General features: G+C 61.7%; 28 protein-coding genes. 11 read left to right on the forward strand and 17 right to left on the reverse strand.

The window, feature by feature from the left end; genetic code table 11:
- The first annotated feature begins 5 nt into the window (after positions 1-5).
- A complete protein-coding gene (locus tag KSW38_RS10190; protein ID WP_216924815.1) occupies positions 6-1,265 on the forward strand; it encodes a plasmid pRiA4b ORF-3 family protein in 1,260 nt (419 codons plus the stop codon).
- A 24-nt stretch (positions 1,266-1,289) separates the two neighbouring features.
- Here KSW38_RS10190 and KSW38_RS10195 read toward each other — a convergent pair whose 3' ends face one another.
- The 9 genes from KSW38_RS10195 to KSW38_RS10235 all read right to left on the reverse strand — a co-directional run bounded on the left by KSW38_RS10195 (position 1,290) and on the right by KSW38_RS10235 (position 7,776).
- A complete protein-coding gene (locus KSW38_RS10195; protein WP_216924817.1) occupies positions 1,290-1,718 on the reverse strand; it encodes a MarR family winged helix-turn-helix transcriptional regulator in 429 nt (142 codons plus the stop codon).
- Complete coding sequence (locus KSW38_RS10200; RefSeq protein ID WP_216924818.1) at positions 1,718-2,134, reverse strand: SRPBCC family protein; 417 nt, start codon at positions 2,132-2,134, stop codon at positions 1,718-1,720. Before KSW38_RS10200 ends, KSW38_RS10195 begins: the two co-directional genes overlap by 1 nt.
- 81 nt (positions 2,135-2,215) lie before the next feature.
- Positions 2,216-2,788, reverse strand: coding sequence for a hypothetical protein (locus KSW38_RS10205; RefSeq protein WP_308169331.1), 573 nt, complete (start codon positions 2,786-2,788; stop codon positions 2,216-2,218).
- 276 nt (positions 2,789-3,064) lie between these two features.
- A complete protein-coding gene (locus KSW38_RS10210) occupies positions 3,065-3,373 on the reverse strand; it encodes a hypothetical protein (RefSeq protein ID WP_216924820.1) in 309 nt (102 codons plus the stop codon).
- 8 nt (positions 3,374-3,381) lie between these two features.
- Positions 3,382-3,657, reverse strand: coding sequence for a hypothetical protein (locus KSW38_RS10215; RefSeq protein WP_254186323.1), 276 nt, complete (start codon positions 3,655-3,657; stop codon positions 3,382-3,384).
- Between the two features lie 11 nt (positions 3,658-3,668).
- Positions 3,669-4,130 carry an Hsp20/alpha crystallin family protein gene (locus KSW38_RS10220; protein WP_216924823.1) on the reverse strand — a complete coding sequence of 154 codons (462 nt, stop codon included), beginning with the start codon at positions 4,128-4,130 and terminating at the stop codon, positions 3,669-3,671.
- A 159-nt stretch (positions 4,131-4,289) separates the two neighbouring features.
- The gene (locus KSW38_RS10225; RefSeq protein WP_216924824.1) at positions 4,290-5,177 is read right to left on the reverse strand and encodes an SGNH/GDSL hydrolase family protein; all 888 of its coding nucleotides are present in this window, start codon (positions 5,175-5,177) and stop codon (positions 4,290-4,292) included.
- Between the two features lie 86 nt (positions 5,178-5,263).
- Positions 5,264-6,613, reverse strand: a complete 1,350-nt coding sequence (locus tag KSW38_RS10230) for a UDP-glucose dehydrogenase family protein (RefSeq protein WP_216924826.1) — start codon at positions 6,611-6,613, stop codon at positions 5,264-5,266.
- Positions 6,610-7,776, reverse strand: a complete 1,167-nt coding sequence (locus KSW38_RS10235; protein ID WP_216924827.1) for a glycosyltransferase family 4 protein — start codon at positions 7,774-7,776, stop codon at positions 6,610-6,612. Before KSW38_RS10235 ends, KSW38_RS10230 begins: the two co-directional genes overlap by 4 nt.
- Before the next feature lie 153 nt (positions 7,777-7,929).
- On the opposite strand from KSW38_RS10235, the gene KSW38_RS10240 reads away from it, so the two are divergent.
- The 3 genes from KSW38_RS10240 (at position 7,930) to KSW38_RS10250 (ending at position 12,947) form a co-directional block, all read left to right on the forward strand.
- Positions 7,930-9,828 (forward strand): FG-GAP-like repeat-containing protein, encoded by a 1,899-nt coding sequence (locus tag KSW38_RS10240; protein WP_216924828.1) that lies wholly within the window; start codon positions 7,930-7,932, stop codon positions 9,826-9,828.
- 67 nt (positions 9,829-9,895) lie between these two features.
- Positions 9,896-11,791: an FG-GAP-like repeat-containing protein gene (locus tag KSW38_RS10245; protein ID WP_216924829.1), complete on the forward strand. Its 1,896-nt coding sequence runs from the start codon at positions 9,896-9,898 to the stop codon at positions 11,789-11,791.
- A 142-nt stretch (positions 11,792-11,933) separates the two neighbouring features.
- Positions 11,934-12,947, forward strand: a complete 1,014-nt coding sequence (locus KSW38_RS10250; protein ID WP_216924830.1) for an Abi family protein — start codon at positions 11,934-11,936, stop codon at positions 12,945-12,947.
- 60 nt (positions 12,948-13,007) lie between these two features.
- Here KSW38_RS10250 and KSW38_RS10255 read toward each other — a convergent pair whose 3' ends face one another.
- Entirely contained in the window at positions 13,008-13,466 is a 459-nt protein-coding gene (locus KSW38_RS10255) for a MerR family transcriptional regulator (protein ID WP_428982379.1), read from the reverse strand.
- 142 nt (positions 13,467-13,608) lie between these two features.
- On the opposite strand from KSW38_RS10255, the gene KSW38_RS10260 reads away from it, so the two are divergent.
- The 3 genes from KSW38_RS10260 (at position 13,609) to KSW38_RS10270 (ending at position 15,057) form a co-directional block, all read left to right on the forward strand.
- Positions 13,609-14,031: an Hsp20/alpha crystallin family protein gene (locus KSW38_RS10260; RefSeq protein ID WP_216924831.1), complete on the forward strand. Its 423-nt coding sequence runs from the start codon at positions 13,609-13,611 to the stop codon at positions 14,029-14,031.
- Between the two features lie 226 nt (positions 14,032-14,257).
- The gene (locus tag KSW38_RS10265) at positions 14,258-14,683 is read left to right on the forward strand and encodes a J domain-containing protein (protein WP_216924832.1); all 426 of its coding nucleotides are present in this window, start codon (positions 14,258-14,260) and stop codon (positions 14,681-14,683) included.
- Positions 14,680-15,057 carry a hypothetical protein gene (locus KSW38_RS10270; RefSeq protein ID WP_216924833.1) on the forward strand — a complete coding sequence of 126 codons (378 nt, stop codon included), beginning with the start codon at positions 14,680-14,682 and terminating at the stop codon, positions 15,055-15,057. Before KSW38_RS10265 ends, KSW38_RS10270 begins: the two co-directional genes overlap by 4 nt.
- 42 nt (positions 15,058-15,099) lie before the next feature.
- Here the strand turns inward: KSW38_RS10270 and KSW38_RS10275 are convergent, their stop codons facing one another.
- The 3 genes from KSW38_RS10275 to KSW38_RS10285 form a co-directional block, all read right to left on the reverse strand.
- Entirely contained in the window at positions 15,100-15,294 is a 195-nt protein-coding gene (locus tag KSW38_RS10275) for a hypothetical protein (RefSeq protein WP_487345393.1), read from the reverse strand.
- A gap of 37 nt (positions 15,295-15,331) precedes the next feature.
- Complete coding sequence (locus KSW38_RS10280) at positions 15,332-16,804, reverse strand: flotillin family protein (protein ID WP_216924835.1); 1,473 nt, start codon at positions 16,802-16,804, stop codon at positions 15,332-15,334.
- Between the two features lie 313 nt (positions 16,805-17,117).
- A complete protein-coding gene (locus tag KSW38_RS10285) occupies positions 17,118-17,588 on the reverse strand; it encodes a DUF4383 domain-containing protein (protein WP_216924836.1) in 471 nt (156 codons plus the stop codon).
- A 129-nt stretch (positions 17,589-17,717) separates the two neighbouring features.
- Here KSW38_RS10285 and KSW38_RS10290 point away from each other — a divergent pair, with 129 nt between their 5' ends.
- Positions 17,718-19,049 (forward strand): cell division protein PerM, encoded by a 1,332-nt coding sequence (locus KSW38_RS10290; protein ID WP_216924837.1) that lies wholly within the window; start codon positions 17,718-17,720, stop codon positions 19,047-19,049.
- A gap of 38 nt (positions 19,050-19,087) precedes the next feature.
- Here KSW38_RS10290 and KSW38_RS10295 read toward each other — a convergent pair whose 3' ends face one another.
- The gene (locus KSW38_RS10295) at positions 19,088-19,537 is read right to left on the reverse strand and encodes a hypothetical protein (protein WP_216924838.1); all 450 of its coding nucleotides are present in this window, start codon (positions 19,535-19,537) and stop codon (positions 19,088-19,090) included.
- An 11-nt stretch (positions 19,538-19,548) separates the two neighbouring features.
- On the opposite strand from KSW38_RS10295, the gene purN reads away from it, so the two are divergent.
- Together purN and KSW38_RS10305 are read left to right on the forward strand one after the other, a co-directional pair.
- Entirely contained in the window at positions 19,549-20,121 is a 573-nt protein-coding gene (gene purN / locus KSW38_RS10300; protein ID WP_216924839.1) for a phosphoribosylglycinamide formyltransferase, read from the forward strand.
- A gap of 420 nt (positions 20,122-20,541) precedes the next feature.
- Positions 20,542-21,177 carry a hypothetical protein gene (locus KSW38_RS10305; RefSeq protein ID WP_254186324.1) on the forward strand — a complete coding sequence of 212 codons (636 nt, stop codon included), beginning with the start codon at positions 20,542-20,544 and terminating at the stop codon, positions 21,175-21,177.
- 69 nt (positions 21,178-21,246) lie between these two features.
- On the opposite strand, the gene KSW38_RS10310 is transcribed toward KSW38_RS10305, so the two are convergent.
- The 3 genes from KSW38_RS10310 to KSW38_RS10320 all read right to left on the reverse strand — a co-directional run bounded on the left by KSW38_RS10310 (position 21,247) and on the right by KSW38_RS10320 (position 24,545).
- The gene (locus tag KSW38_RS10310; RefSeq protein ID WP_216924841.1) at positions 21,247-22,599 is read right to left on the reverse strand and encodes an MFS transporter; all 1,353 of its coding nucleotides are present in this window, start codon (positions 22,597-22,599) and stop codon (positions 21,247-21,249) included.
- Positions 22,600-22,672: 73 nt separating this feature from the next.
- Entirely contained in the window at positions 22,673-23,623 is a 951-nt protein-coding gene (murQ, locus tag KSW38_RS10315) for an N-acetylmuramic acid 6-phosphate etherase (protein ID WP_216924842.1), read from the reverse strand.
- On the reverse strand, positions 23,598-24,545 hold the full coding sequence (locus KSW38_RS10320; RefSeq protein ID WP_216924843.1) for an N-acetylglucosamine kinase: 948 nt from the start codon (positions 24,543-24,545) through the stop codon (positions 23,598-23,600). The genes murQ and KSW38_RS10320 overlap by 26 nt, the downstream gene beginning before the upstream one ends.
- A gap of 177 nt (positions 24,546-24,722) precedes the next feature.
- Between KSW38_RS10320 and purH the strand changes: the two genes are divergently transcribed.
- Entirely contained in the window at positions 24,723-26,393 is a 1,671-nt protein-coding gene (purH, locus tag KSW38_RS10325; protein WP_216924844.1) for a bifunctional phosphoribosylaminoimidazolecarboxamide formyltransferase/IMP cyclohydrolase, read from the forward strand.
- Positions 26,394-26,455 lie beyond the last annotated feature (62 nt).

A 26,455-nucleotide genomic window follows, 5' to 3' on the forward strand; every position in this document is an offset into this window, starting at 1 on the left:
GGCGCATGGAGTCACCCACCCAAGTCCCCGCCGTCGAGCTGCGCATTTCCATCAGTGAGACGGACCCGCTGATTTGGCGGCAGCTCGTTCTCCCGGAAAGCGCCACGGTTGCCGAGCTTCACAGTGCGATTCAATGCGCGTTTGATTGGAAGAACGCGCATCTTTACGCCGTGGCCGGCCATGACCGGTACGGCAAGAAGCGGATCATCACCAGGGTCGCCGAAGATGACGATCCGCCTGTGGGCGCGGAGGAGGCCGCCGGTGTTGAACTGCACGAGTTGTTCGACTCAAGCCAGCCTGGAAAGTCGTCCCTTGAATACGACTACGACTTTGGTGACAACTGGACTCACGAAATCGAAGTCGTGGGGCCAGCTGTGGTTCAGGAATCGACGATCACGTGCACAGGCGGCGCAATGCGTGGCCCAATCGAGGATTCAGGGGGAGTGCATGGATACGCCAACGTTGTGCGGGTGGTCGGAGATCCAAAGCACCCAGAGCATGCGGCAGCTGTTGAGTGGTTTGAGCTGGTAACGCAGGAGAAGGCATCAAAGTTCGACGCCCGCGCTTTCGACCCTGATTCCGTTAACGGGCAGCTGAATCGTTTGGCGCAGCGGCTCTGGCCAGGCGAGGTAACCCCTGACGAGATGGAGTTTGTTCTGGGGCCAGCTCTTTGGTTCTTGAAAGAGGCGGAGCTTGATGGATTCCCTCTGACATCGGCTGGCTACCTGAAGCCGATCGTTGTCAAGCGGGCAATGACTGAACTGGGATGGCACGAGGTCTTGCACGGAAGCAGTTCCACGGAGTACAACGTTGCCCCAGTGCGCATCGTCCGCGAACACTTGCAGGAATGGAAACTCCTGCGAAAGGACAAGGGCAAGCTCGTCCTGACCCCAGCGGGTAGAAAACTGGTAAACAAGCCAGCAATGTTGTGGCACTACATTGCTGACCGTTTGGCATCACCTGACGGTGCGGGACTGGATGTCGTTACCCAACTCAAACTGCACTGGGAATTATCCGGTAGTCGCCCACCATGGAACCTGAGTGCCCAAGTAGTCCAGTTGGCGCTCAACGAGCGCGGCCTCCGGTTGATGAACGGCGCCGCTATACCCATCGAAGTAGCTCGCGAATTGGAGCAGGACGCCCACAGCGCATTCCTCTGCCTTAGGCTTTGGGGCTCCGAAAAATGGGGCCAGTATGAGCGTGAATTGTCCGACGCCGGCATCAAGTTCCTCCTCGACGTCCAGCGCCGCCTGGGTGACGGCTAGCCGAATAGCTCCAGCCGCAAGCAATCAATCGCTCGGATGCGCCAGCCTTTTCAGCAGCGGTACCAGCTCCCCGGCGGGCGCTGGCTCGAAGAATTGGGCGTCCGCGAGCTCCACTGCCTCGATTGAGCGTGGAGCCAGCTCCGAGCCTGCTTCAGTAACACGTAGCCGTTTGGACCTCGTGTCCGAGGGGTCGACTTCGCGCTCGATTAGACCTTTCAGCTCCAGGGTTCGAAGGACCTGCGAGGCCATCTTTACGTCGGTACCGGCCTGGCGGGCAACGGCGAGCTGATTGGGATGTTCGCCTTCTTTGTTGAGCCACCAGGTGCAGGCAAGAAGCACGAACTGCACGTGGGTGAGGCCGATCGGGGCCAAGGCCGCAGCTATCTCACGCTGCCAGCGAAGGGTGGTATGCCACAGCAGGAATCCGGGGCTCTCGCCCGGGCTGAGCGGCATCAGCGCTGCGCGAGTTCGACGAGCGAAGCCATGGTGTCCGGCCAATCGGCGGTAATGGCAGGCCCGATCTCGGGGCCAACCTGATCGGCGCCGGCACCGGTGATCTCCATCCGGTAGACGACCCGGACTCGACCGCCGTCGAGCCTGTCCAATCGGTGGGCGGTTCGGATCAGCAGCTCATCGAAGCGTGCTTCGTCGACGAACAGCTCGCCGTCCACCATCTCAGCGATGCGCAACTGGATGGGGTCATCCCCGGGTGGCGTCATGAGGATTTGCGTACCCTCCGCGAAGGGACCATCGATTTCAACGCGTTCAATTTCGGCGTTCCAGGACCCCCAGTTCTCGACGTCGGCCCAGAGTCGCCAGAGCGCCTCTGGTGCCGCGGTGGTCTCAATGCTGTGCTCGTAGTCCCACATGGTTGCCTCCCGAAATAGATGATCTATGCACAGACTATCTGTGCATAGACCATCTTGTACAGTGGCAATGTCAGGGGGCTACTACTCGCAACCAATTCCGTCGTGGTCGTTGTCCAGGCCGTAAATGTCAGAACCAACCACCGTCACCGGGCCTCGGACATAAGCAGGTCCGTTGCCTTTGCCGCCAGCACAGTCGACGTCGGACGCAATGGGTACGCAGGCGCCGGCGTAGTTCGGGTCGCAGCTACTTTGAACGAGAGGCGCAGGCTTGGCAGGGGCGGCAGCAGCCTGATCGGCGGCAGCTTGGTCTGCCGCTGCTTTGGCAGCGGCCGCTTGGTCGGCAGCGAGCTTGTCCGCGGCAGCCTTGTCAGCCGCTGCCTGGTCCGCTGCGGCTTTCGCGGCTGCGTCCGCTGCCGCCTTCTCTGCCGCGGCTTTTGCCGCAGCGTCTGCAGCGCGTTGATCAGAAAGCTTTCCTGCTGTTGCGGAGTCCAGCCAAGCGAGTTTTCCGGATTGATCAATGGTGCAGATGTACGTTTCGCCGGCCACAGACTGGGTGTTCTTCTCTGTGGTGCAGGCTTTCCCGGCTATCTGGCTCGGCGTTGGAGTAGGCGTAGGCGAGGGAGATGCTGACGTCGATTCCTTGGTGCTGCTCACCGATCCAGCAGCTCCCATGGATCCCGAACCGCAACCGGCCAGCAAAATCAATAGTGACCCGATGGCCGTGATTCCGAGTGCTTTACCGCGAAAACCCCATGACGATTTGCTGCCGAAAAGCGAGTGTTTTCCGGCGCGCGAAAGTTGTGTGTGCAATGTGTTGCCCCCTTAAAGTGCGCCCATGCGAAAGGCGCGTGGAGCGACAGTAACACCGGTCAAACGGGCCCCAACAGGAGAAGTCTTCTATGACTTAGCACAGGGGGTGGGGGGCTGCTTCTAGCCGACCTCCTCGTTGTCTTCGCGGTAGTCGTCATCCTCTTCGAAGGAGGGTGCGAGGGCCTGCTCGATATAGTCCGCTTCCGCAGCCTCTGCTTCAGATGCGCCTGCGAGCCGTGAAAATGCTGACCCGCCGGGAAGCACGTCTGTACGCTGCTCCAGGACGTCGGCCTCAGGGGCATCATCGGGTAGCGGTTTCGTTAGCTCGAACTCCTCAGAAGCCTCCGGGAGGACGGGCGTTTGCTGTTCAAGCGCATCGGCCTCCGGCACTTCGCGCGGTGTTTCCGGCTCTTGTCCGATCTTCATCATCTTTCCTCCTAACCTGAGCCCAACAACCACGATTGGTCAGTTTGGGTTTCCTTCGGGTGCCGGCGCAGTTTCCGGAACACCAGTTCCAGTGGCCACACCAACACCCGAAGTGCCCCTGCCACCAGCAACAGAATCACAAAGAGCACTATGGCTGGCAGGCAAAAAATGAACACCGTGATTGCCGTTATGAGATAACCGACGATATAAGCCGTCATCACTCCGGTGTCCACCGTGAGCTCCCGAAGATTGAATTGCCAATAGGGGATCTTGCCCGGTGTATGCACCAGGCTACGGTCTAACGGGTTTCGGTGGGCCCGGTGCTGGGACTGGTGCCGGCCCCCGAAGAAGCGCCACGGGTGATGGGTATCTTGCGTGACTGTTTCTCCGATTGCTCCGGCATCGGAATCCGCACTTCGAGGATGCCATCCGTATAGGAGGCCTTGACGTCTTGTTCGGAGACCGCCGTCGGAAGTTTCACGGTTCGGGAAAAAGTGCCGTACCGGAATTCTGAGCGGTATCCCCTCTTATCCTTATGCTCGGACTTTTCCTCATGGCGGACCTGGATCTGCAGCTCGCCACCGGACAGAGTGATATCGACGTCCTTTTCAGGATTGATGCCAGGAACTTCGGCTTTGACCACCATCGATCCGCCGTCCCGGTATTCCTCCACACGGAGCCAGGAGCCGGCCTCTCCTTCAAGGAACCGACGGACAGGATCGGCGATGTCACTGGCCGACCAACGAAGTAGATTGCTCATCGTGGTGCCTCCTGTTTGTTACCAGGCCCCGCGGACCGACCCCCGGGCGGGGCCTCGATCGGATCTACACAAATAAAATACGCCCAACATGCATCGTTGTTAAGACGCCCTTGGCCTTGCTGGAAGCTCCGTGCTTGGCCCGCGTTGAGGAGCCCGAAGTTATCCCTCTACGAGCGCAGCGGACGCTCCCGAGGCGTTGTCACTTTCGAAAACCGGACCTGCGGACGGTCGCTTCGCCAGACGTTCCTCCCCGGGACCGTGCGGTCGGAGCTGTTTGAACACCCAAGGGAAGAAGTATGTCTTTGCCCATGCCAGGTCACCTGCCCGTGCTTGACGCCAGCTGCTTTCCGGTAGCTCTTTGGGTTCCAACGGCCGGAGGGTATGGGGCACATTGAGTGTGTCCAGCACAGCAATGGCCACGGTGTGATGACCCAACGGGGAGAGATGCAGCCGGTCAGGGTCCCACATTCTCGGGTCCCTGAGTTGTCGTAGGGCCCAAAGATCTGTGAGGACTGCCCCGTGGCGGGCAGCAATAGCGTGAACGTCCTCGTTGAAGATGGCCACTTTGCCACGATTGCGCCCCAGTAGCGGGGTGGATCCCCAGTCCGGTCCTGTGAACAAAACAATCGTCGCGCCGGTCTCAGCCAAGAGGCTCACGCCGGTCTCAAGTTTGCTGGCAAGCTTGTCCGGGTCACTGCCATGGAACACCATGTCGTTCCCGCCTGCCGACAAAGTGATCAGGTCCGGCTTCAGGGTAAGGGCCTGACCGATTTGCCGGTCCAGGATCTGCTGCATCAGCAAGCCGCGAATCGCCAGGTTCGCATAGGCAAAATCCGGGCTGTCAGCTGCCAGTTCTTCGGCAACACGGTCAGCCCAGCCGCGCAGCCCTCCGACGCTTCCTGGTTCCGGATCCCCAATCCCTTCGGTAAAGGAATCCCCAAGCGCCACATACCTGCTCCACGGGTGCGGGCGGTCCTTGGTAGTCAGCCCAACATCCGGTGTGAGATCAACAAGGCCTTTGGGGGTACCCCGGCCACGCCACCTCATCGCCCTACCTCCTTGTAAGGAAAAAGGTTTCTTACAATGTGGATAACGGCAGTGCTTGTCGTGATGTTCCCGGGACTTCGAGTCGGCTAGAGGAACATTTCCTCCGCCACCACGGACGCTCCCGTCCCCAACCCGCGGACGGTCCATCCCGCACTCCGCCAAGCCTCGGCGTCCAGTACGTTCCGGGCGTCCAGCACCATCCGGCGTCGTACCAGTGAAGCCGCAAACGATGGCGAGAGGGACACATATTCGTCCCATTCGGTCAACAGCAACACCAGTTCGGCGCCCTCAAGGGCGCGCTTGGTGGAGGCCTCGAAGCGGATCTGCGGGTAGCGGATCCAGGCGTTGTTGATCGCTTTGGGATCGGTGACGGTTACGTGTGCGCCGGCAGAAGCGAGTTGCTGCGCGACGTCCAGGGAGGGGGAGTCGCGGATGTCGTCGGTGTCCGGTTTGAATGCCGCGCCGAGGATTGTCACTGTTCTGCCGGACAGGAAGCCCCGGCACATTTCCCTTGCCACATCCACGGCACGGGTGCGCTGGTCCAGGTTTATGGTGTCCACCAAGGCCATCCATCGATCCACGGACGGAACGGAAAGCTCGCGCGATTGGGCGCGGAACGAACGGATGTCCTTGGGCAGGCAACCCCCGCCGAATCCGAGCCCGGCATGCAGGTACCGGTTGCCGATGCGCGGATCCAAACCCATCGCCTCGCTGAGCTCGCCAACGTCAGCACCCGAAGCATCGCAGAGCTCTGCCATCGCGTTGATAAAGCTGACCTTCGTGGCCAGGAACGCGTTCGACGCCGACTTGATCAGCTCCGCGGTGGCAAAGTTGCAGACCAAACGGGGGATCCCGGCGCTGATCAGCGGCTCGTACACGGCATCCAGAACGGCTGTCACCGGAGCTCCGGCTGCGGCACCCTTACCGCCCGGAACCCCGTAAACCAATCGATCAGGAACCAGGGAATCCTTGATGGCTGTGCCTTGACGCAGGAACTCGGGGTTCCAGCCGAGCAGGACGTCCGAGCGTCGGGCCAGGATCGCCCGAAGCGTCTCCACAGTGCCTACTGGCACCGTTGATTTACCCACGACGGCGGCACTCTTGGCCAAGTGGGGGAGGAGGCTCTTCGTGGCGCTCATCAGGTAGGAGAGATCGGCCGTGTCAGAGGTCTTGGACTGCGGCGTGCCCACGCAGAGGAAATGGACTTTGGCGTCGGCTGCCGCTGAGAAGTCAGTGGTGAACTTCAGCCGGCCCGTGGTGCGTCCATCGCTGAGAAGTTCGTCCAGGCCGGGCTCGTGGAAGGGAGCCAGCGCCTTGTTGAGCTGCTCAACCTTGTGGGAATCGACGTCGATGCCCACCACGGTGTGGCCCATGGACGCGAGCGTTGCGGCGTGGACGGCGCCGAGGTAGCCGCAGCCGATCACGGAGATCTTCATGAGGAGGGTCCTTTGCTTGAGGTCAATTCAGTGGGGCCGGCTTCGCTGGGAATGCCGGCGATGACTTCGTTGTAATGCCGTACCAGATCGGCGCTGAGCACGGGCCACGTCCGTCCCTGGACCGACGCGGTTGCTGCCGCTGCGAACGCGCGGCGCTTGGCGTCGTCGCCCATCAGGTCCTGCACGTAGTCGCGCAGTTGGGTGAGGTTCCCCGGCTCGTACAGCCAGCCTGTGCGGGAGTTTTCCACGAGGTCGAGGGGGCCGCCGCGGCCCGTCGCAACCACAGGAACGCCCGACGCCATGGCTTCCTGGATGGTCTGGCAGAAGGTCTCGAACTCGCCGGGATGAACAAAGAGATCGAAGCCTGCCACAGCCTGCGCCAACGAATCCCCGCCGAGGAAACCAGCAAAGTGCGCGTTCGGGAGGGCCGTTTGGAGTGCTTCCCGCTGCGGACCGTCACCAACAATCACGAGCTTCGTATCCGGCAGGTCCGACAGCACGGCGAGGTCTTCCACCTGCTTTTCCACCGCGAGGCGGCCGACGTAGCCGATGATCCGGTGACCGTCCGGCGCTACCGAGCTGCGCCACGCCGTCGAACGTTTCGCGGGGTTAAAGCGTGCGGTATCGACGCCGCGGCGCCACATATCCACGCGCAGGATGCCGCGTCCGCGCAACTGGTTCAGCGCGAACGTGGACGGCACAAGGGTTCGGGTGGCAAGAAGATGGATGTTGTCCACGCGGTTCCACGCCCAGTTCTCCAGGAACGGCACGCCATAGCGGGCAGCGTAGCTGGGGACCTCGGTTTGATAGATCGCAACCGTAGGGATCCCGAGTGGATCGGCAGCCTGCACAGCCCGCCAGCCCAGGACGAAAGGGGAGGCGAGATGAACGACGTCGGGGGCGAAATCGGCAAGGATTCGCTTGACCCGATTCACACCACCCAAAGCAACCCGCACATTCGTGTAACCGGCCAGCGGCACTGAGGGAAGCCTGTGCACATACGCACCCTTGACGACGCTCGAAACATCAGTGTCCGACGTCGACGGCGCGATCACCATCACCTCATCCCCGCGCTCCTGCAGATGCTCCAGCACCCGCAGTATCGAATGGGTTACCCCATTCATCAGTGGCAGGAATGATTCGGCGACGATTGCGATCCTCACGGTTTCAACGGTGGTCGGAGCGGTTGGCCTTGCGGGTTCGAACGGGTGGCCTGTGGAGGAAGAGTTGGTTAACAGGAGTCTTCATCGCTGCCGGAGGGCCGCGTAGACTTCCCGCATGGGCGCGCTGGGGCGTCACGACTTTTGGGGGTCAAAATGGGTGCTGTTGGGGATTATTCGCGTGCGCTTTGGGGAGTGGGCGTTCGACGGCGGCGCCTCGTATCGGTGCGGGTGGTCGCCGTCGGACTGGCGTTGGCTCTTTTGGTGGGAGCCGTTGGTTTTTTGACAACGACGACCTCCCCGGCTGTGGCCGATGCGGTGACCAACGTTGTTCCTGTGGGGGACCAGCCTGGGGAAATTGCCGTGAACCCTTTGACGAACCAGGCGTATGTTGCCACGTTTGAGGGCGTTTCCGTCATCAATGGCATTTCAGGCGGGGGCGACTTGTATTCAGGTGATATGCCTGTGGACGTTGCTGTGAACACGGCGACAAACAAGATCTACGTCAGCGAGATTGGTGGGTCAGTTGCCGTGGTTGACGGTGTGACGCGCGCTGTAACTTCAGTGCCGGTGGGCTCCGGGGCTGGTGTGGTGGCCGTGAACGAAACGAACAACAAGATTTACGTCGGTATCGCTTCCGGCGTTGCCGTCATCGATGGTGTTACGAACGCAGTTACCACCGCTCCACTCTCGGCGGGTGCGCAGGACATTGTGGTGAACGCTGCCACCAACAAGGTTTACGTAAATTCCGGCGGAACCATCAGGGTCATCAACGCCGCTGGGAGCGTTACAGGCGACATCATCATGGGCGCCGGATTCATTCGCGCTCTCGCAGTCAATCAGGCAACCAACAAGATCTACTACACCACGCTTGGCAGGTACGGTGCCGGCGTGAGTGTGATTGACGGCGCGACCGATAAAACCACGGGAAAGTACGAGTCTTCCAGCAAGGTGGGGATGTTGGCTGTCAACCCTGCCACCAACAGGATTTACGTGGCGGCGGACAGCAACTCAACGGATGGGTACGTCAAAATCCTTGATGGGGCGACCCTCACTGAGATGGCGCAGATCATCACACCCTCGCTTGTCCGTGACATCGTGGTGAATCAAGCGAGCAACAAGGTCTACGTTCCTATGTCCGGCCGGGGAACCACCATCATTGATGGCGCCGACAACAGCAGTTCCGCTGTGTACACCGGGCAGGAGCCGGTTTCGGCGGCCGTGAACCCCTCCACCGGCAAGACGTACGTGGCCAACAATGGCAGCGACTCCGTGTCGGTGATCGATGGGACGGAGCCGGCACCTGTTAAGAACGACTTTAACGGCGATGGTTTTGCCGACGTTTTGGCTAGGGAAGCTTCCGGCGTGCTGTGGCTTTACCCGGGCAACGGCTCGGGTGGCTGGTTGCCTCGCCTCCAGGTCGGGCAGGGATGGAACGTCATGACCGCACTGCTTGCTCCCGGCGACTTCAACGGCGACGGCCATGCTGATGTGCTCGCCCGCGATGGCGGCGGATTGCTCTGGCTGTATCCGGGTAACGGTTCCGCAGGCTGGAAACCGCGGGTGCAGGTGGGCAGTGGTTGGGAGGGCATGAGCGCGATCGAAGGGATTGACTTCCACGGCGACGGGTTCGTAGACGTTGCAGCCCGCGATCGTGGTGGTGCCCTTTGGGTATACCGGGGAGATGGCAGCGGTGGCTGGTTGCCCAGGATGTGGGTTGGTTCAGGGTGGTCCGACATGTCCGAGATCACCGGGGTCGGCGACTTCAACGGCGACGGCCTGTCAGACATCGCGGCCCGCGACGGCGCCGGTGCATTGTGGCTATACCCGCCCAACGGATACGGCAGCTGGCAGCCTCGCCAGGCAATCGGGCAAGGCTGGAACACCATGAACTCTCTTGTTGGCCCCGGCGACTTCGACGGTGATGGCCGGGCCGATATCTTGGCGCGAAATGCCGCTGGGGAGCTTTGGCTGTACTCGGGGCAAGGCGGATCCTGGTGGCCAACGGCTTCGCGCGTCGGTACGGGGTGGAATGGGATGACGGCGATCCTGTGAATTTCCTGACAGCCATGTAGACTCCGCTCATCGACGCGGCAGTCGCGTCTCATTTCTTGGGGGTCTCATGAACTCTGTCGCGTCTGGTTCGTCTGTGTCCGGGTTGAAGAAAACGGGCCGAAAGCGCTCGACGGCGGCCCTCGCAGTTGTGGGGGCACTGGCCGTTTCGTTGTTGGTTGGCTCGCCGGCAGTTGCTGATTCCACATCGTTCGATATTGCGGTCGGCACGGCCCCGCATGACATTGCCGTCGCCGGCAATGGGGATGTCTACGTTGCCACCGACAGCGGGGTGTCCGTCATCGATGCGGACACGAGAAAAGCAACCACAGTTGATGTAGGTGGCATTGCTCAAGGTGTTGCGACCCAGGGAAGCGGCCGTGCCTATGTGAGTGTTGCGGGGAAAGCAGGTGCCAACGGATCCGTGGTCATCGTCGATGGGGCCACAGTGGTGGGACGGGTCAAAACCGGCCCCGATCCTCGCGCTGTGGCCGTCAACGAGGTCACTTGGAAGGTCTACGTTGCTTACAGCAATGGGATCACCGTCATTGACCCCTGGGCGGGTCACTCAGCAGTGGACATCCCGTACTACAACTCAACTCCGCGAAGGATGGTCATCGACGCGTCGAGAAACAAGGTCTTTGTCCCTATTGGCGGCGTTCTCACAGTCATCGATGGACAAACGAATGACAAGACCGTCTATGTCTTCGGTGCAGGCAACGCCGTCGATCATGCTGTGAACACCCGAACCAACGAGGTTTACCGGACGCTCGCGGGAAGCTTCATCGACAGCCCGCAGAGCCAAGTGGGACTTGTTGACGAGTCCAATCACGCAAGCAACCTGTATCAGGCCAACGATACGTTTGGGAAGGTGGCCGTCGACTCGTGGACTGGCACCGTTTATGTCGAATCGTTGGGTGCTACGGGCAACTCGTCGGTGGTGCTGGTCAACCCACCAACGAGGAGCAAGATCGCCCAGATCAGCCTTCCCAGCCAGCCCACATCGTTAGCAGTGGACTCCACCCGCCACAGAACCTACGCAACGTTGAGCAGGGGCGGGGTTTCCGTCATCGATTCTTCCAACACGTCGGTTGTCGTCCGAACTGGAGCCCAGCCCGTGGCCGTGGCCGTCCACGAATACACAGGTACTACGTACGTAGCTAACAGCGGCAGCGCTTCGGTGACTGTCATTCAGCCGGCAGATCCACAACCGGTAAAGAATGACTTCAATGGCGATCGAAACGCCGACGTTTTGGCCCGCGACGGTTCCGGAGCGCTCTGGCTCTATCCCGGTGACGGCGCGGCCGGATGGCTGGATCGGCGGCAGGTCGGTCAGGGGTGGAACATCATGACGGCCCTTCTCGCCCCGGGTGATTTCAATGGGGACGGGAAGTCGGACATTCTTGCCCGCGATAACACCGGCGTGCTGTGGCTGTATGGCGGGAATGGCGCGGCTGGTTGGCTGCCGAGGGTTCAAGCTGGACAGGGATGGAACGGCATGACTTCCATTACGGGCGTCGGCGATTTTAGCGGAGACGGCTATCCCGACGTAGCAGCCCGAGACAGCAGTGGTGTCCTTTGGCTGTATCCCGGAAATGGCAAGGGAGGGTGGCTGACCCGGGTGCAGATTGGATCAGGATGGTCTGGAATGACAGACATTCTTGGAGTAGGGGACTTCAACACTGACGGTGCGTCAGATGTAGCCGCACGCGATGCAAGTGGTCGTCTGTGGCTCTATCCAGGGAACGGCGCTGGCGGCTGGCTGCCCCAAGTGCAGTACGGCCAAGGCTGGAATGGCATGACTGCCGTGTTTGGTCCAGGCGACTTCAGCGGTGACCGCAAACCTGATGTGATGGCTCGCGACTCGTCCGGTGCCTTGTGGCTTTTCTCTGGTAGTGGTGGGGCGAAGTGGCCCATCGGCAGCGTTATTGGTCAGGGCTGGAACGGCATGACCGCAATTCTTTAGGTCAGAGCCGCACGTCTGAACGTGCTCCGCAGCTGACCCGATATTTGTCAGTCGATCGTGATAGATTCTAGACATCAGACATCGCCCCCCTCTGAGCCTCGGCTCAAGGGGGCGATTTTCATTTCCCTGTCAACGGTGAAGCGTGGAGTACACAAAGGATTTCAAAGAGCGCGATGAGTTGATTCGGCAACTGGAAGTCCGCGGACTTGCCGTCCCTAACGCGGCCGATGCACTCAATTTTCTGATACGCGTCGGCTACTTTCGATCCGGCGCGTACCGGTACGTTTTCCGGCAGTTGCTTTCGCCAGACGAAGTGGACGAACGCAAGCGTGAGTACAGACAGGACGAGTACATTCCTGGCGCCAGCTTTGAGCACGTGATGAAGCTGGAGGCATTTGATTTCAAACTGGCGCGAGTGTGCCTCGAGGGTCTCTTGGATTTTGAGGTACGAGTGAGGGCGGCGATCGCGCACACTTTGGCAGCTAAGAATGTCGCCGCGCACGTATCCAGGGAATACCTCGACGAGCAGATCTGCGATCAGCCAAGTGGCGACAGGACCAAGTTTGAAGCGTGGTTGGAGACGTGCCGTGACGCAGTGCGGTCCGGCGGCGAAGATGAGGACTTTATCGCCCACCATTTGCTGAAATATCCACACCAGGCTGTACCAATTTGGGCTGTAACCGAAGTGCTAAGTTTCGGTAAGCTTCCATTCCTCTTCGACCTCATGCAGACTTCGGATGCCCGCGAGGTTGCGCGCATGTTTGGATTTGTCCACCCGCGCCCGTTTGGCGCTGTGCTCCGCATGATGGTGGACCTACGCAATGTCTGTGCTCATGGCTCACGTCTCTTCAACCGTGCTTTCAAAAGATCGATGTCCCTCAGGAGCCACGAAACTCACGGGGACTTGCTTAATCATCTTCTTGAGCCGGGTTTTACTGCCACACCTAAGCCGAATCAGAGGCTCTACATCTACGCTGCGGCCTTGGCCTTCATGCTTCGATCACACTCGAGTGGCTCCGGGTGGCATATGACCTTCAAGACGCAGGTTAGGAAGCTCGACATCAAGCTTTTGGCCCCCGACGGAACGCAACTCGTTTGCCCTGAGGGGAACATGGGGTTTCCTACGGACTGGCAAAGCTTGGAACTCTGGAAATAGCACCAGTCATCAGAGCGCGCGTCCGCCAGCGACCCGGGCCCGCCCGCCTGAAGACAAGGTTCAGTGTGTGCCCGGACCGGACTGTGCGTCCCGTTCCGTGCGGGCCTCTTTCAAATCCTTCCGCAGCCCTTTGTTGTCCGCCCGGAGCTCGCGATTGTGGTCGGCCAGGCCCCGGTTGTCCTCCGTCAGCCCCCGGTTTGCGGCTTCCAACTCCAGCACGAGCTTCACGCCGGCCAGGTTGAGCCCCTCGTCCAGGAGCGCGCCGATCCTGCGCAGCGTAGCAAGGTCCTGTTCGCTGTAGCGGCGAGTGCCGCCGTCGGTCCTTTCAGGAGTCAGCAGCCCTTTGCGCTCGTACTGCCGAATGTTCTGTTGCCCGGTGCCCACGAGTTCCGCCGCAACCGAGATGGCGTAGACACCCATGGCGTTCCGGTCGGCGCCGCCGCCCGAGCCTCCGTTAGGCACGGAGGGGGCAGGTCCGCCGTCGTGATCCAGCCGCCCGCTGTCAGCGTCACCAGCCATGCAAACCTCTCCAAAATCTTTGAAAAAACCTCTTGCACCACTCTCTCACCAGTGCTATAAAAAATCTATACCAGCAAACACAGATCTGGAAGGCTGGCAAAAACAACAAAACCGCATCAAAATCTGAAGGAGTGAGAACCAAATGCTGATGCGCACAGACCCGTTCCGCGAATTCGACAGGCTCGCCCAACAGGTTTTTGGCACAACAGCACGGCCTGCCGGCATGCCGATGGATGCTTGGCAGGAGGAGGGACAATTCATAGTTGCCTTCGATCTGCCGGGCGTCTCGCCTGATTCGGTGGAACTGGACGTCGAAAGCAACGTCCTGACGGTAAAGGCAGAACGTAAGTCGCCTGCGGGCGAGAACATCGAGATGATCGCCGCCGAACGCCCGCAAGGCGTCTTCAGCCGGCAGCTCATTCTGGGTGACACACTGGATACCGAAGGCGTCCAGGCCAGCTACGACGCAGGTGTGCTGACACTCCGCATCCCCGTCGCCGAGAAGGCAAAGCCGCGGCGCATTGAGATCCAGTCCAACAGCCAACGGCAGGAGATCAACGCCTAGCCACAGCTGCTCCGCTGGAGCTCCACCCGGGGGTGGCCACCCAGCGGAGCGTCAGACCGGGAGCTTCAGACCGACCACATCGGAATAGTTGGGCGCAGGCTTCGCGCCACGCCACAGCACTTGTTGTGCAGATGAAACGTGGTCCCCGACGTTGCCTCCCGATTGATGGCCCCCGGCCCATGCCGGGGGCCATCGCCAAATCCTCAGCACGTCACCGGAACCGGCCGTGAGCAACAACCAACCCGACTACTATTCGATTCTGAACGTGGCTCCCAGCGCGACAGCCCGTGAAATCACCCATGCCTACCGCTCATTGCTGCGGACGCGTCACCCGGACACCCGCGAAAAGGTCGACGACGGCGACTCCACCCGGGCGGCCGACCTCCAGGAACTGCACGCCATCATGCAGGCGTACGTTGTGCTCTCGGATCCGGCGAAGCGGAGCGCCTATGACAGCGCCCGACGAACCGGTACCTCAACGGGCGGCTCCCCAGGGAAGCCGGTCAAAGTTCGCATCCATAAGACGCCGGCCTCTCCTGCGCCAAGCCAAACGGATCAACAGCCCCTTGTCTTCGGCCCGGTCCACTGGGAACCGCTGCCGAGGACTACGCCCGGGTACCCCTCGCCCAAAGTCAGAAGGAGATACATATGAGTGCCTGGCGCTCGTACGACAGCCATTTGATGCCCGCGTTCTACGAGCGATTCGAGAATCGCTGGGGAAAGGGAACCGCGCCGTTCCTGGACCCGGAGGTGCACGAGCAGCCAATGCCGCGTGCTCAATGGATCAATGTGGATACCGGTGCGGCTGTGGCGGTGGTCCCTATTTGGACCGAAGATCCCGAGCATAGGTCTTTCGGTGTCTTCTACCTCCCGCCCGCCGGCGACATTTGGATCCTCCGCCCAGGACCAACCACCTTCGTCGAACCCGGCAAGGGCGGCACCACTGAACAGGTCTCGCTGCGTAACGATGCCTTTAAGAAGGCCGTCAAGCACGCCAAGGAATTCATCTACGGGCCGCAGCCATAAGAATCATCTCCTTTGGGGGTCGGTCCGGCCCGAAGTCCAAAGTCAGGATTCCCGCAACACATCCGGAAGCTCATCCACATAGACGGTCTGGGGCGGCTCAAAATAGATCACCAGCACCTTCTCGCCCACAGGAAAGACGCTGGTCTTGTCGAAGGGGTAGGCAAAAAATGCACTGGTACCGCCATGGAAGGGGAGCATGACTTCGCCAATGGTGCCCGGAGCGATTGTCCCTGTCACCCTGCCGATCTTGCCGGTGAGGCTCCGATTTACCTCTCTATGCATCTGATGCCGCGTCTGACGCCTTCGCTGGCGGCGACTTCACAGGAGCGGGTCGGGTGGGTCGGTTAGCTCCGTTCCCCTTCAACGCGGAAGCCAAGGACGGCAGGAAGCTGCCAACCTGGGACAGAATCCCGCCCACCATGCTGTTCAGTCCATCGCCACCATTGAGCACCGTCAGCTGCCCGATGCGCGAGAAAGGCTCTGCCGCGGCAGAAACGATGGCGGGCATGTTCTCGGCGATTTGCTGGTTGATGACAGCTTCCTGATTTGTCTCCAGCGCTTCGCCCCTGGCCTTGATACCTTCGGCCTCAGCCAACGCCTTAGCCTTCACTGCCGATGCTGCCGCATTTCCTCGGGCAGTCGTCGCAGCTGCTTCGGCTTCACCTGTCACACGAGTGGCGCCGGCCATTGCCGCCGCAGCTCCCGCATTCGCTTGGGCCTCGAGTTCAACACGCCGGGCGTTGGCCTGAGCGTCGAGTTCGATGCGTTTCGCCAGGGCCTCGGCGGCACTGATGTCAGCGGCCTTCTTCGCTTCGGCCTCGGTGCGTTGTGCGTAGGCCTTGGCATCGGCAGGCTTGCGGATGGTTGTCTGCAGTTTCTGCTCTTCGCGGTCGGCCTCAAGCTTGGCTACTTCGGTTTCCTGGACCACCACTTGTTGACGGGCAGTGGCATCGGCCAACGGTCCGGCCTGCGCAGCGTTGGCACGGGCTTGTTCAGCATTCGCCTGCGCGGCAGATTGCTTGATGGCGGACAGGCTTTGCGCATCAGCAATCAGTGCAGCAGCTTCCGCTTCCTTCTCAGCCGCCTCACGGTTGCGGGTGGCTTCGGCGATCCGGGCCTCCATCTTGACCTGGGCAATGTGCGGCTTGGCGAGGTTCTGGATGTAGCCCGTGGGGTCCTGGAGGTCCTTGATCTGCAGGGAATCCACCACGAGTCCAAGCTTCTCCATCTCCACGCCACTGGCACTGCGGACGAGTGAGGCGAGCTTGTCGCGCTCGCGGATGATCTCCTCAACAGTCATGCTGCCGATGATCGAGCGGAGATGCCCTTCAAACACGTTGTAGACCTGGCTCTCCATCTTTGGCTGCTGTCCAAGGAACCTCCGCGCAGCGTTCGCGATGAACGGGGGAGCGTCGCCGATCTTGTAGATCACCACGCCGTCCACAATCACCTGGATACCCTGCGACGTCACACACGAAACCTTGAGCTCTGTTTCATTCAGCGTCAGCGCAAGGGTCCGGACTGTTTGCAGCCCGGGAACTACCAAGGCGCCCTTGCCAGTGACGATCTTGAAGTCCATGCCGTCGGTATTTTCGAGCGTGCCGCGGGTCAGCCCTGAGATGATCAGGGCCTCGTTCGGTTCCGCCACTTTCCACATTGCCTTGGTTGCCAGCCACACGAAACCGATGACAACAATCACGCCAAGAATGCCGGCGATCAAGGGGAAAAATGCCGAGAGGTCGTTCATTGACCTTGTCCCTTCAGACGATGTGAACCGGCCTCATCCGTTGACCCCCATAGGCCATGTGCCTGTTCGTGTACACAGTCTCGTTGGGCGGCAGCAGGGAAGTCCAGCACTTTTGTGCGTCATTTGTGCCACGACGTCCAAGCAGGCTGAGGGGTCCGCCCGCCTAACCCAGCCACCCGCCGTCGAGCATTAACAAAGAAGGCTGGTGCAACCTTTGGAGAGAATCCGTAGGTGGCTGCACCAGCTGCTAGTACGACTTTCTGTTATTAGTTGTGACACCTGTTCATTGGCCGCTCCTAGTTCCCGGCTTCTATTATTTCCGGGCCTTTTTGTCGTCTGTGAAGTACTGGGCGAACATCCAGCCGGCGGCGATCATCAGAATGCCCAGCACCATGTAAGACCAGTTGTCCACGCTGTTCAGGGACAGGAAGTTTGCTGCCGAGTCGACTCCAACGCTCAGCCCGTAGATGCTCAGCACGATGTACAGGGCGCCGAAGCCCATCAGGAAGTTACGTGCGCCGTGGGCCGTACGGGACATGGCCCACCCTGCAGCGCCGATGGCGAGCTGTACGAGGTTCAGCAGCATGGAGACCTGGAACACGCCAAAGAGCATCGCGTGAGAGTCCGGCCCTAAGAACTGCAGCTCCGAGTACTGCATGGTGATGCCCGGAATGAACCCCAGGACGCCAACCAGCGCAAGGACGGCGCCCACACCCAAGCCAACAACCTGGATGTCTTGCCGTCCGAAGTGGACACCGCGTGCATGTGAAGCAGAGGTACTCATTCGCTCCTCCAGTCACCCCTTGCGAACATCTCCTATTTTACGGCCGGTTCAGGCAAAAAGCGCTGGAATTGGCGGTATTACAGGGCGCCTGCCGGGGGAGAGCCGCCTACCGTGGCACGATAGGACACGATGAAACTGCGCGCTGATCAAACCGGAAACCGTGGCCTCCCGATGCCCCTTTGGCTACAGGGTGGTTTGGAAGCGGCACAGGCAGCCTTCATTTCAGCCATCGTTGTTATCCTTCCGTTGGTTGGGGTGTGGGCCACCGACGGATTCCAGAACCGGAACGTAGACTTCCTGGCTCGCCTCGCCGGCCAAGCGTGGCTGCTGATCCACGGTGTTCCGTTGACCTTGGCACAGGTCAACATTGGAACCGCCGGCCAGCCCGGAACCGGTCTTCTTTCACTGATTCCCCTGGGTCTGACGCTCATTCCGTTCCTGCTTGCCTGGCGGGCGGGACGACGACTTGCACGCGCCTCCTACACGGACCAGTTGTGGCAGGCGTTCCTGGGCGCCTGCGTTGTATACGCAGCGTTCGGGACAGCTACGGGATTCGTGTGCCGCACCCCCGAAGTGGTCATCAACCTCTGGTTCGCCATGACCATCCCTCTGATCTCTTTCGCACTCGGCCTGGTGGTCGGCGCCCGACGCGAGGCAGGCTCCTGGAGCAGGCTCATCGGCGTGGACGCCGTCGCATGGATCGCCAAGACAAGCCAGCACTCACGGTGGGCGGGCTCGTATGTGGGCTCAGGTTTGAAGGCCGGGTTCGTTGCCACTATGGCGGCAGTTTGCCTCGCCGCAGTGCTGTTGGCCGTGGACATTGTGTGGCACTGGACTGACATCATCGCTGTATACGAAGGGCTCCAAGCCGGTGCCTTGGGCGGGGCCGTCCTCACCATCGCGCAGCTCGGATTCCTTCCCAACCTAGTGGTCTTTGCTCTGGCCTGGTCCTCCGGGGCTGGCTTCTCGCTCGGTGTCGGCTCGCATGCCGGGCCGCTGGGCACCGCCGTCGGGCCTTTGCCTGCCGTCCCGGTTTTCGGTGGGCTTCCCTCTGGACAACTCGACGCCGGGCCGATGGCTCTGGCCCTCCCCGTGGTTGCCGGGATCATGGCCGGCTGGTGGTTCCTCCGTGAAGGCGAAAATCACTTTGACGAATGGCTCTCCATCAAGATCAAGGCCCGCTGGTTCACAGCCACGGCCTCGACGTTGTTCCTGGGTGCGTTCATTGGAGCTGTCGCCGGGGTCTTGAGCGGTGCCTTGGCATGGGTCGCGCGTGGTTCAGCCGGTATCGGCCGACTCACCGAAATCGGACCTCACCCGCTCTGGACGGCAGTCTGGCTGGCCGCCGAGGTGGGCATCGGCGTCGTGATCGGCTACGCAGTGGGGCCCTGGCTGGAACGCCGCCAGAAGCTGCGCGAGGCGAACCTGGACGAGGTAGCGTTCGACGACGAACACGCCTGAGCCTGGGCGGCTCGGCTTTTCGTTCGGCTGGGCTCGCTTTAGCGGACCGGACCCGGCATCGAGTCTTCAAGCTGCGTGAGGCACTGTGTCTTGGCGGATTCCGTCAGGGCGGAGCGAGCGCAATCCTGATAGGTGGTGACTTGTTTGAAGAAGAGCACCGACGTCAGAATCAGCAGGCACATGACCGCCGAGACCACGAGTCCGGAAATGGTGCCAAACAACACCAACCGGGGATGCTTGTACTTCACCGAACGGACCAGGACCACAATCCCCAGCACCAAACCAGCAACGGTCAGGATGGCGCTCAACCACACGTAATTCACGTTCAGGGAGAACACGAAAAACGATCCCAAAGCCGTCAAAAGGAAAGCGCGGAACAGGATCTGTGTCACGCCGAAAGCGGACTTTTCCGCGGCAGTGCGGGGTTGCTGGCTCGGCCGGGGACCGACGTCGGGATTCATGTTTTCCAGCCTACGCGAGCCGCCCATAAGCTAGTGCAATGCGCATTGTTGTCCTCGTGTCCGGTACTGGTTCCAATCTTCAGGCTGTCATCGACGCCGTGAAGTCGGGTGAACTGGACGTCGAGATCGCTGCTGTGGGTGCGGACCGGCCCGATACATACGGCGTGGAGCGCTCCGACGAAGCCGGCATTGAGACCTTCGTGGTGAACTTCAACTCGTTCGAAACCCGCGACGAATGGGATGCCGCCCTCCGCGACAAGGTGCTTTCCTATAACCCGGATGTGGTGGTGTCCTCCGGCTTCATGAGGATCGTGAGCGCCGACTTCATCGACGCTTTCGGCGGCAAGTACGTTAATACGCACCCCGCGCTTCTGCCGTCCTTCCCGGGAGCTCACGGTGTCCGGGACGCCATGGCCTACGGCGTGAAGGTCACGGGCTGCACGGTTCATTGGGCAGACGCCGGCGTGGACACGGGCCCCATCATTGCGCAGGAAGCCGTGTCCGTTCTCCCGGACGACTCCGAGGAAACCCTTCACGAGCGCATCAAGGTAGTGGAGCGCCGCCTGCTGGTCCAGACCCTCGCAGACCTTGCGGCCTCCCTTCCCAACTAGGTCGCATTTAAGCGCGTTTTGAGCCCTCTAAACGCGCAGTGCTGCTACTTAGATTCCGTTCGACGGGCTCTGCCTGTGGATAACGCCGCACGCCCCTAGGGAAGTTTGTCAGCATGGGGCATGAAGACTCCGCGACCCCTTCCCGAATCACTCGCTTCGTTGCCTTTCACCTGGCAGGAAGCCGTTGCAGCCGGAGTGTCCCGACGGCGGCTGAGTCACCGAAGCCTGGTCTCTCCGAGCCGGGCGATACGGGTGCCTCAGTCGGATGCTCCGCGCGCCCTTGCTGAAACCGTTCGCCCGGTGACCCTTGTTACGCCGTTCTCGGCTGCGTCCCACGCGACCGCCTTTTTGTTGTGGGGGTTTCCGGGCTTCTTGCCAGGCAGCAACGACCCAAGAATCCACATCGCGCGCCCTCACACCATGGCTATTCCTCGTCGCCGAGGCGTCATTGGCCATCGGGGCCAGTTCTTTGAAGACGAAATCACCACGCTCAACGGCCTGTACATCACGAGCAGGGCCCGCACATGGTTGGACTGCACGCGGAAAATGGACATCGACGAGATCACGGTAGTGGCGGATCACTTGCTGCGCATTCCAAGACCGGATTTCGAGGGCCGCCGCGCGCCTTACTGCACGGTGGATGACCTGGAAGAAATGTTGGATCGCCACTGGGGAACACCAGGGATCCGCAAAGCCCGTCTTGCACTGGAACAGGCGTGCGTCGGTGCCGACTCTGCCCCCGAGACGCGGCTTCGGCTGGCACTGGGCCGGGCGGGGCTACCGACTGCGGAAGTCAATGTGCCCACGGAGTTGAGTCCCGGCGTCGTGCGTCAATCGGATGTGACCTATCGCGAGTGGCGGGTGGCGGTCGAATACGAAGGGGAGGGCCATTCGGAGGCCGATCAGATTGTGAGGGACATTGCCCGCGAGGAAGATTTCAGCCGCGCTGGATGGATACTTATCCGGATCTCTAAGCGTCACATGTCCCCCGGCGCGACTACCGCGGTGGCCAAGGTGAGGCGGGCGCTCGAGCAGCGCGGTTGGTCACCCAAGTAGGTCGCAGTTGTGCGCGTTTAGGGGCCTCAAAACGCGCTTAAGTGCGACCTAGTTGGGAAAGGAGGGGCACTACTCGAGGATGCGCTGCTTCGTCTCCGGGGCAAAGAACGCCATCCACAGGACCGAGAGCAGGACCAGCCCGCCGGCCATCGCAAAGGACTGAGCCAAACCGAATTCGGGCCAAAAGAACGATGCGAACACCAAAGGCCCGAAGCCTGCGCCAATGCGGGAGAACGTCGATGCCCAGCCGAAGCCCGAACCACGAAGCTCAGTGGGATACAGCTCGGACACATAGGCGTACAGGACCGGGATGGCCACCTGGACCACGAAGCCGAACACCAACAGCCAGAACACGGCGGCTTGCGGCACGTCCACTACAAACGCGACGATCACCAACGTCAGCGCGGAAAGCGGACCGGTGACGGCGAGGATCCACTTACGGCCCACCCGCTCCACCAGCAGCGCGGCAGCTACCACGCCCAAAAGCCCGACGGCGGCCATCCCGGCTGTAGTGACGAAGGCTTTGTACTCCTCGAAGCCGGCGCCGATGAGGATCCGGGGCATCCACGTCAGGGACAGGTAATAGACCAACAGGATGCTGAAGAACAGGGCCCAGGCTGCAGTGGTGATTTTCCAGTTGAACGTCCAGATCCTGCGCAGCTGTTCCCACGCGCTGCCGGGAGAGAGCCTGGGGGCGGCTTGAGGTTCCGGCAGGCTGTACGCCCGCGGTTCGGCGCCCGTGGCCTCAACCAACTTATCGATCACAGCCGCCGCCTCCTGCCGGCGGCCGGACCGAATCAGGAACAACGGAGACTCCGGAACACTGCGCCGGACCCAGAAAACGAGGAGTGCAGGCAGCACCATAATCAGCATCGTGAGCCGCCAGTCGCCGAAGGCAGCAACAAGTCCCGCCGAGATGAACCCGCAAAGCGCCGCACCCACGGGCCACCAGCCATCCATTGCAGTGAGAACTCTGCCCCGCTGCTTGCGCGGCGTGAACTCACCCACCAGCGCATAGTCCACCGGGATGCAGCCGCCCAGACCGAACCCGGCCATGAAGCGGAAGATGCAGAACCATACGATGTCCGGAGCGAAGGCGCCGAGCACGGTGAAGATGCTGAAGATCAGGAGGGTTGCCGTGAACGCCTTCTTGCGCCCGATCGTGTCGGCGATGGTTCCCCACGCGAACGCGCCTACGGCCATGCCGATCAGGTTGGCCGTGCCGATCCACGCAGCGTCAGCCGGCTGAAGGGACCAATGCTTGGACAGCAGCGGAATGAGGATGCCGTTGAGCGTCACGTCCCACGCATCGAACATGAACCCCAGGCCACCGATCACGAAGATCCTGCCTTGAACCTTCCACCGCCACGGCAGTTCCTGCACAACTTGTTCGCCGCTGGGCACGGCTGTGTATGTATTCATCTGCCCTCCTGCATGCAACTTTATGCGCTCGGGCGAACACCGCCATGCGCTCAGGCCAACACCGCCGTTTGGGTTACTTCTGGTTTTCGATCGCCCTCCGCAGGAAACCGCCGGCTGCTTCCAAGGCACTCTTGGCCTGAGCTGGTTCGATGCCGGTCAACAGCACCAGGATGGCCGCTTTTACGGAGCCGTTGACCGAGTCCAATGCGGCTGCGGCTTGATGCGCGTCCACCCCGGTCGCGTGCTGAACTGTCCTTTGCGAGCGGGCCAGGAGTTTTTCGTTGGTCGCCCGCAGGTCAACCATCAGGTTTCCGTACGTCTTACCGAGCTTCACCATCACCAGCGTGCTGATCATGTTGAGGACGAGTTTCTGGGCAGTTCCCGAATTCAGTCGCGTGGAGCCCGCAATGAACTCCGGACCCACCACAACCTCGATGGCCACATCCGCGAGATGGCTGACGGCCGAGCCCTTATTACACGCCAGCGACGCCGTGAACGCGCCCTTCTTTCGGGCCTCTTCCAACGCGCCAATCACGTAAGGCGTTCGACCGGACGCAGTAATACCCACGACGGCGTCCGCTTCCGTCACGTTAATATCGTGCAGGTCGCGCGCGCCTGCGGTCGCGTTATCCTCGGCGTACTCCACCGGCTTCTGGATCGCTTGGACGCCACCTGCGATGAGTCCGACGACGAGTCCCGGCGGGGTGCCGAACGTCGGCGGGCACTCACTTGCGTCCAGGACCCCCAGGCGCCCGGCCGTTCCAGCCCCGACATAAAGAAGGCGACCCCCGCGCTGGAGCCGCTCCGCAACGGCGTCGACCGTTTGCACAATCGCAGGGCTCGCCGCCTCGACTGCAGCGTGTACTCCTGCAGTGTGGGCAAGCATGGCCGCGACGAGTTCCTCCGTGCCCATGATGTCCAGCTCGCTCAGGTTCTCGGCCGCGGCTTCGGTCTCCAGCCCGGCAAGTTCCGTGCGCAGGCCCGCGAGCCTGTCCGCGTCAGTCTGTCCAGTTTGTTCCGTCACGGTGGATGTACCTTTCCTGGATGAGCCCGCGGCGCGTCGCAGCGAGAGCAGCACCGTCCAAGCCATCGCCCAGCGGGGCCACCACCTCAATCCCAGCCGAAGCGAGGGACTTGCGCAATAGCTCCGCGAAGAACCCGGAGCTGACCACTCCGCCGAGCAACGCCACACGGCGTGAGCTGGCCTCGTCACCACTGGACGCGAGCTTCACGGTATGGGTCAGGATGCGGCAGGCCTCGTCCACAATGACATTCGCGACGGCGTCACCCGCCTCCGCTGCGTGCAGAACCAGCGGCGCGAACAGGGCCATTGCCCTGTACGGGTTTTCGACGGACGCGAGCCAGCCCGGGAGCTTTTCCGGGGAGTCGACCAGAGCCCCTGCCGCAGCCGAAAGCGAGGTGGCCGGGCCGCCGTCGTGCGCTTCCAAGACGGCTTGGAGCCCCCGCTGACCGATCCAACGCCCGCTGCCACGATCCCCAAGATAAGGTCCCCAGCCGTCGGCGCGATGAAGGATTCCGGCTTCGTCGAACCGGAAGGCAACTGCGCCTGTGCCCACGATCAGTGTGGTGCCCGGTGCGCCTTGGAGGGCTCCGAGTTGGGCTGCCGTGGCGTCCGAGAGGACAGCTGCCGGGACGCCGAAGCGTTGCGACAACATGATGGCGAGTTCACGGGACTTCTCGGCAGAAGCTTCGACGCCGGCCACAGCTGCGCCGATCCCCGTCAACGTGCTCACAGGCAGGCCGGGCGGGAGCATCGAGACCGTCTCAAGGAGGAGCTCGAAAGCGATCGTGGGGCCGTTGTCGGTGTGCACTCCGGGAAACCCGTGCTGGTCCGCTGCGCCCAGTAACTCCGTGCCCCTACGCAGTTCCACCCGGCAACGGCTCTTCCCTACATCGGCGGCGAGAACGACATCGGTGGCTTCCATGGCTCAACCCTATGTTGTGGGGACTGGTGTGCGTGGGAAACGTGGGGGATGGGGCGCAGAGCAGGCCTCGCAACGCAGGAGCAACCAGGACGCAAAACCAGTGCGCCAAGGAAACACGATAAACTGCCCATATCCCACCACCCCGCGACATCTACGCGAACTAAGACGGAGACTTTTGTGAGCTTGACGCAGCTTGACCGTGTTCCCATCCGCCGTGCACTGATCTCGGTTTACGACAAGACGGGACTGGAGGAGCTCGCGAAGGGCCTGCACGCAGCCGGCGTCGCTATCGTTTCCACCGGCTCCACCGCCAAGAAGATCGCCGCCGCAGGCATCCCGGTCAAGGAAGTCGAAGAAGTCACCGGCTCCCCGGAAATGCTGGACGGCCGCGTCAAGACCCTGCACCCGCGCGTGCATGGCGGCATCCTGGCCGATCGCCGCGTCCCGGCGCACATGGAAACCCTTGCCGGTATGGAGATCGAAACCTTCGACCTCGTTGTGGTGAACCTGTACCCGTTCGTCGAGACCGTGAAGTCCGGCGCAGCGCAGGATGACGTTGTTGAGCAGATCGACATCGGAGGCCCCGCCATGGTGCGTTCGGCTGCGAAGAACCATGCCGCCGTCGCCATTGTTACGGACCCCAACTTCTACGGCGCAGTGGTTGCCGCTGCACAGGAAGGCGGGTTCGACCTCAACACGCGCCGCCGCCTGGCCGCCAAGGCCTTCGCGCACACGGCCAGCTACGACAACGCTGTTGCCACCTGGACCGCCAGCCAGTTCCTGGATGAAGACGGCGACGGCGTCATCGACTGGCCCGCGTACGCCGGACTGTCCTTGGAGCGTTCCGAGGTCCTGCGCTACGGCGAAAACCCGCACCAGCAGGCCGCGCTCTACGTGGACAAGGCTGCCCCGGCTGGCATCGCCCAGGCTGATCAGTTGCATGGCAAGGCCATGAGCTACAACAACTTCGTCGACGCCGATGCCGCCCTCCGTGCTGCCTTTGACTTCGCCGAGCCCGCCGTCGCGATCATCAAGCACGCCAACCCGTGTGGTGTAGCCGTTGGTTCAGCCGACGCCGCGGACCCGATTGCCGACGCCCACGCCAAGGCCCACGCGTGCGATCCCGTCTCCGCGTTCGGTGGCGTCATCGCCGCGAACCGGACGGTGACTGCCGGTATGGCCCGCACGGTTGCCGACATCTTCACCGAGGTTGTTATCGCCCCGGACTTCGAGCCCGAAGCTGTGGAGATCCTCTCCAAGAAGAAGAACATCCGCCTTCTCGCGCTTCCGGAAGGCTACGGTCGCTACCCCTCCGAGATGCGCCAGGTCTCCGGTGGCGTGCTGGTGCAGATGAGCGACAAGGTGGACGCCGACGGCGACAACCCCGCCAACTGGACCCTCGCCGCAGGTGAGGCTGCCGACGAAAAGACCCTCGCGGACCTCGCCTTCGCCTGGACGGCTTGCCGTGCCGCAAAGTCCAACGCCATCCTGCTCGCAGATCACGGCGCCGCAGTGGGCATCGGCATGGGCCAGGTCAACCGCCTGGACTCCTGCCGCCTTGCTGTCGAGCGCGCCAACACGCTGGGCGTGAAGGTGGAGTCCGACGTCGAAGGTGCTGGCGGCGCTTCGAACGCCGACGCGACCAACGCACCGGAGCGCGCCCGCGGTGCCGTTGCAGCCTCGGATGCGTTCTTCCCGTTCGCTGATGGCCTGCAGATCCTGATCGACGCTGGCGTTCGCGCTGTCGTCCAGCCGGGCGGCTCTGTCCGCGATGAAGAGGTCATTGCCGCGGCCAACGCTGCCGGCATCACGATGTACTTCACCGGAGCTCGCCACTTCTTCCACTAGAAGGGTCCGGCCACAAAGGCAAAAGCAGTACAACGCCACGGCGGCCGCCCCCGGGATGGGGA

This window comes from Paenarthrobacter aromaticivorans (genome assembly GCF_019038615.1).
Classification (GTDB): Bacteria; Actinomycetota; Actinomycetes; order Actinomycetales; family Micrococcaceae; genus Arthrobacter; species Arthrobacter aromaticivorans.

What these genes read in the sequence shown, in the direction of transcription:
- KSW38_RS10225 (WP_216924824.1), bottom strand. Translation starts at nt 5,177, where the DNA reads ATGAGGTGGCGTGGCCGGGGTACCCCCAAAGGCCTTGTTGATCTCACA.
- KSW38_RS10260 (WP_216924831.1), top strand. Translation starts at nt 13,609, where the DNA reads ATGCTGATGCGCACAGACCCGTTCCGCGAATTCGACAGGCTCGCCCAA.
- KSW38_RS10245 (WP_216924829.1), top strand. Translation starts at nt 9,896, where the DNA reads ATGAACTCTGTCGCGTCTGGTTCGTCTGTGTCCGGGTTGAAGAAAACG.
- KSW38_RS10295 (WP_216924838.1), bottom strand. Translation starts at nt 19,537, where the DNA reads ATGGGCGGCTCGCGTAGGCTGGAAAACATGAATCCCGACGTCGGTCCC.
- KSW38_RS10220 (WP_216924823.1), bottom strand. Translation starts at nt 4,130, where the DNA reads ATGAGCAATCTACTTCGTTGGTCGGCCAGTGACATCGCCGATCCTGTC.
- KSW38_RS10305 (WP_254186324.1), top strand. Translation starts at nt 20,542, where the DNA reads ATGGCTATTCCTCGTCGCCGAGGCGTCATTGGCCATCGGGGCCAGTTC.
- KSW38_RS10190 (WP_216924815.1), top strand. Translation starts at nt 6, where the DNA reads ATGGAGTCACCCACCCAAGTCCCCGCCGTCGAGCTGCGCATTTCCATC.
- KSW38_RS10270 (WP_216924833.1), top strand. Translation starts at nt 14,680, where the DNA reads ATGAGTGCCTGGCGCTCGTACGACAGCCATTTGATGCCCGCGTTCTAC.
- KSW38_RS10230 (WP_216924826.1), bottom strand. Translation starts at nt 6,613, where the DNA reads ATGAAGATCTCCGTGATCGGCTGCGGCTACCTCGGCGCCGTCCACGCC.
- KSW38_RS10200 (WP_216924818.1), bottom strand. Translation starts at nt 2,134, where the DNA reads ATGTGGGACTACGAGCACAGCATTGAGACCACCGCGGCACCAGAGGCG.
- KSW38_RS10210 (WP_216924820.1), bottom strand. Translation starts at nt 3,373, where the DNA reads ATGATGAAGATCGGACAAGAGCCGGAAACACCGCGCGAAGTGCCGGAG.
- KSW38_RS10195 (WP_216924817.1), bottom strand. Translation starts at nt 1,718, where the DNA reads ATGCCGCTCAGCCCGGGCGAGAGCCCCGGATTCCTGCTGTGGCATACC.
- KSW38_RS10310 (WP_216924841.1), bottom strand. Translation starts at nt 22,599, where the DNA reads ATGAATACATACACAGCCGTGCCCAGCGGCGAACAAGTTGTGCAGGAA.
- KSW38_RS10280 (WP_216924835.1), bottom strand. Translation starts at nt 16,804, where the DNA reads ATGAACGACCTCTCGGCATTTTTCCCCTTGATCGCCGGCATTCTTGGC.
- purN (WP_216924839.1), top strand. Translation starts at nt 19,549, where the DNA reads ATGCGCATTGTTGTCCTCGTGTCCGGTACTGGTTCCAATCTTCAGGCT.
- KSW38_RS10290 (WP_216924837.1), top strand. Translation starts at nt 17,718, where the DNA reads ATGAAACTGCGCGCTGATCAAACCGGAAACCGTGGCCTCCCGATGCCC.
- KSW38_RS10240 (WP_216924828.1), top strand. Translation starts at nt 7,930, where the DNA reads ATGGGTGCTGTTGGGGATTATTCGCGTGCGCTTTGGGGAGTGGGCGTT.
- KSW38_RS10285 (WP_216924836.1), bottom strand. Translation starts at nt 17,588, where the DNA reads ATGAGTACCTCTGCTTCACATGCACGCGGTGTCCACTTCGGACGGCAA.
- KSW38_RS10320 (WP_216924843.1), bottom strand. Translation starts at nt 24,545, where the DNA reads ATGGAAGCCACCGATGTCGTTCTCGCCGCCGATGTAGGGAAGAGCCGT.
- KSW38_RS10255 (WP_428982379.1), bottom strand. Translation starts at nt 13,466, where the DNA reads ATGGCTGGTGACGCTGACAGCGGGCGGCTGGATCACGACGGCGGACCT.